This window comes from Myxococcus vastator (genome assembly GCF_010894475.1).
Classification (GTDB): Bacteria; Myxococcota; Myxococcia; order Myxococcales; family Myxococcaceae; genus Myxococcus; species Myxococcus vastator.
In genome coordinates, this window is sequence record NZ_JAAIYB010000705.1 from 1 (window position 1) to 2,795 (window position 2,795).

The 2,795-nt window shown below is 65.3% G+C and carries 2 protein-coding genes; both read right to left on the bottom strand.

Going from position 1 to position 2,795, the window contains the following annotated elements; translation table 11 throughout:
• Positions 1 to 80: 80 nt before the first annotated feature.
• Positions 81 to 1,160, bottom strand: a complete 1,080-nt coding sequence (locus G4D87_RS36320) for a glycosyl hydrolase family 18 protein (protein ID WP_371928655.1) — start codon at positions 1,158 to 1,160, stop codon at positions 81 to 83.
• Positions 1,161 to 1,548: 388 nt separating this feature from the next.
• The gene (locus tag G4D87_RS36325) at positions 1,549 to 2,526 is read right to left on the bottom strand and encodes a right-handed parallel beta-helix repeat-containing protein (protein ID WP_240358893.1); all 978 of its coding nucleotides are present in this window, start codon (positions 2,524 to 2,526) and stop codon (positions 1,549 to 1,551) included.
• Between the last annotated feature and the right edge of the window lie 269 nt (positions 2,527 to 2,795).

The window sequence follows — 2,795 nt, forward strand, 5'->3', positions numbered from 1 at the left end:
TACCGCACGGGAGTCAGCGTCTCTCAGGCAGCCATGCATCAACTCCGCCTCGTCCGCTCAGACTTTCATGGGGACTGGAACTACGTCCTCAAGCCCAATTCGGATAAGTAATTTCTGATCGGGCCCTTACTGTTGACCCAGCCAATGGGCATGGTGAGCAGCATCTGCGGCCGGGCCGCGCGCAGCGCCTGTATCAGCGCGAGCAACGCCGGCTTGTCCGCCTGTTCCACCGGCTCCCAGTCGATATCCAGGCCGTCATAGCCAAAGGTATCCACCGCGTTGAGCAGGCTCTGGACGAACCGGGCGCGGTTCGCGTCGGACGCCGCGCCCACCCAGCCGTCGTGCTCACCCGCGCCGCCCACCATGATGATGGCCTTGCGTCCGGCCGCGTGCGCCCGCATGGACAGCGTCCGCGCGATGGCCGGGCCATTCGAGTTGTCGAACTGGGTGTTCACCGTCCCATCCGGATTGGGGGTGACGCGGCCGACAAGGATGTGCGTGAGCGCGGAGAAGTCCACCTTCTCCGGCGGGTACAGGTCCGCGTTCCAGCCGGTGTAGTAGCCCGACACCCACTTGCCGCTCGGCGGCGGCGGCGCGGGGATGCCCCGCACGCTCAGCTCGTCGAAGTACAGCGTGGGCAGGCCCTGTCCTCGGCCTTCCTGGAGCACCAGGCCCGTCACCTGTGCCCCCTGCGGCGCCAGGAGGGAGATGGGGACGGTGCACGTCGCCCAGGTGTTGGCGCGGATGCGACCGCCGGTGCAGTACGGCCCCAGCTCGGTGCCGGGCGTGAAGACGCCATTCACCACGGCCCGGGTCAGCACCACCGCGTTGTTGCCGGCCACCCCGCCATGCACGCGCAGGGTGAGCGTCATGCCCGCGTTCGAGGTGAGCGGCGATGTATTGAAATACAGCGCCTCCCAGGCGCGCATCGTCACGGAGATGGAGTAGCGCCCCGCCGCGACGGGGGCGGTGTTGGTGAGCGAGTGGGGCGCCCAGGAGTAGTCCTGCCACGGTGCTTCCATGGCATCGCGGTAGATCCAACTCGTCGTGACGGGGACGCGCTCGGAGGAGACGACTTCGTCACTGCCAACTACCGCCGTGGGGGGCGGTGCTTCCGCCTGCGCGGCCAAGGCCGCGGCGCCGCCAACAGCCCCCACCATGACCATCCATGAGGCCAACCATACGCCCAACCGGTGCATTCGCTTCTCCTTTCGAGGCCCGTCGGGAGCCCTCACTCACGCGCGGTGAGCCGTGCTTCACGGTCTCTTTGCTTGAATGAGATTGACGGACCTCGGGCAAACTGGGGAAGGAGCCCTTCATGGCAAACCCCTCCCCAAGGTCGCTTCGGTCACTTTCAATGCGACAGTTGAAATGTATCTGCCTGAGAGGTGTCTTGGATTCCGCATCCGAGCGCCCAGGGAGCGCCTCCCAGGACCAGGGATGCGGTGACATTTCCTCAGTGCTGTCTTGATGGTGAGTTGTATTTGTATGTCTATTGCGGCGGGTGGTCAGCGCGTGGGAGCGCCGTCTGGCCACCCGGGCGTCATGTCAGCGTTGCGGTTCCAGCCGTGGGACGCTGGCGCGCGGTGGCTCTGGAGCCTGCCACGCATTCATCGGACTGAAGACCTGCTGCGTCTGGACTTGTGCCCAGTTCTCATTGAAGACGAGGACGAAGAGGCTGCCCGGCGTGGTGGCCCGGAAGTAGAAGCGGCCCTGGGCCTGGGGGTTGTCCAGGTCGAGCGTCGTCACCGGGGGGCCCGCGCAATCGGAGTCCGCGTAGAACTGGACGCCGGAGGAGGCAGGGCCCGCTGAGATGATGTCGAAGGTCGTCGTGGGAGCGACGACCAGGTTCCCGTTCGCATCCTGCGTCTGGACGATGAGGGGGCCGGAGCAGAGCCCCACGGGGACCTGCCGCGGCGGCGTGAGGAAGGCAAGGCCCGCGGGGGGACCCGCGAGCACATCCACGGCGAAGGTGGAGCCGGGGAGGGTGGCCGGGTCATACCCCGAGCCGGTGATGATGTTGGAGTGGATGACATTGCCCGTGCCCAGGTCCGAGATACCGGCCTGGTAGACGAAGCCATTCGTCACACCGTCGAAGTGGAGCAGGTTGTCCACGACCTGGATGTCCGTCTGTACCTCCGGCGGGTCTCCATTCGCATCTCCCTGGGACAGGTAGACGCCGATGTCATTGTTGAACAGTTGGTTGCCTTCAATGAGGACGTCGAAGGACAACGGGCCTCCATACAGCTCCCCCCCGTAGATGAGGATGCCGTTTGCCACGTCGCTGCCGGTGTAGGAGTGCCCGGTGATTTGATTGTTGACGATCTGGCCGGTGGCGCCAAACCCGACCTGGACCCCAATCTGAGCGATATAGTCAACGGGTCCATCGCCCACGAACCGGTTCGCGGCGATGTTCACCGTGACATTGCCAGTCGCCACGACGCCGGCCTTCTGGTACCCCACCATGAGGTTGTCCTGCACACCGACGAACTGAATCGGGCCCATGGAATCCTGATTGTCAATCAAGATGCCAATGCCCTCCTGACAGCCGCTGGTGCCGTCTCCCTGCCGGATGTTGAAGAACCGGCTGCTGACGACGAAGCCGGTCGCATTGTCGAACCGGATCCCGGCGAGTGTGTCCTCGCCCGCGTCGCAGACGTCTGAAAGGCACCCCTTTAAACATCTGCTCCCGCCAGGAAGGAAGGGATGCTGGCGGGCCAGCAGGCGAAGGCGGCAAGGGGGACTCCGTCGGCGTGCCATGCCCCCCTGTGCGGACGGATGCCCCTTGGCCACTG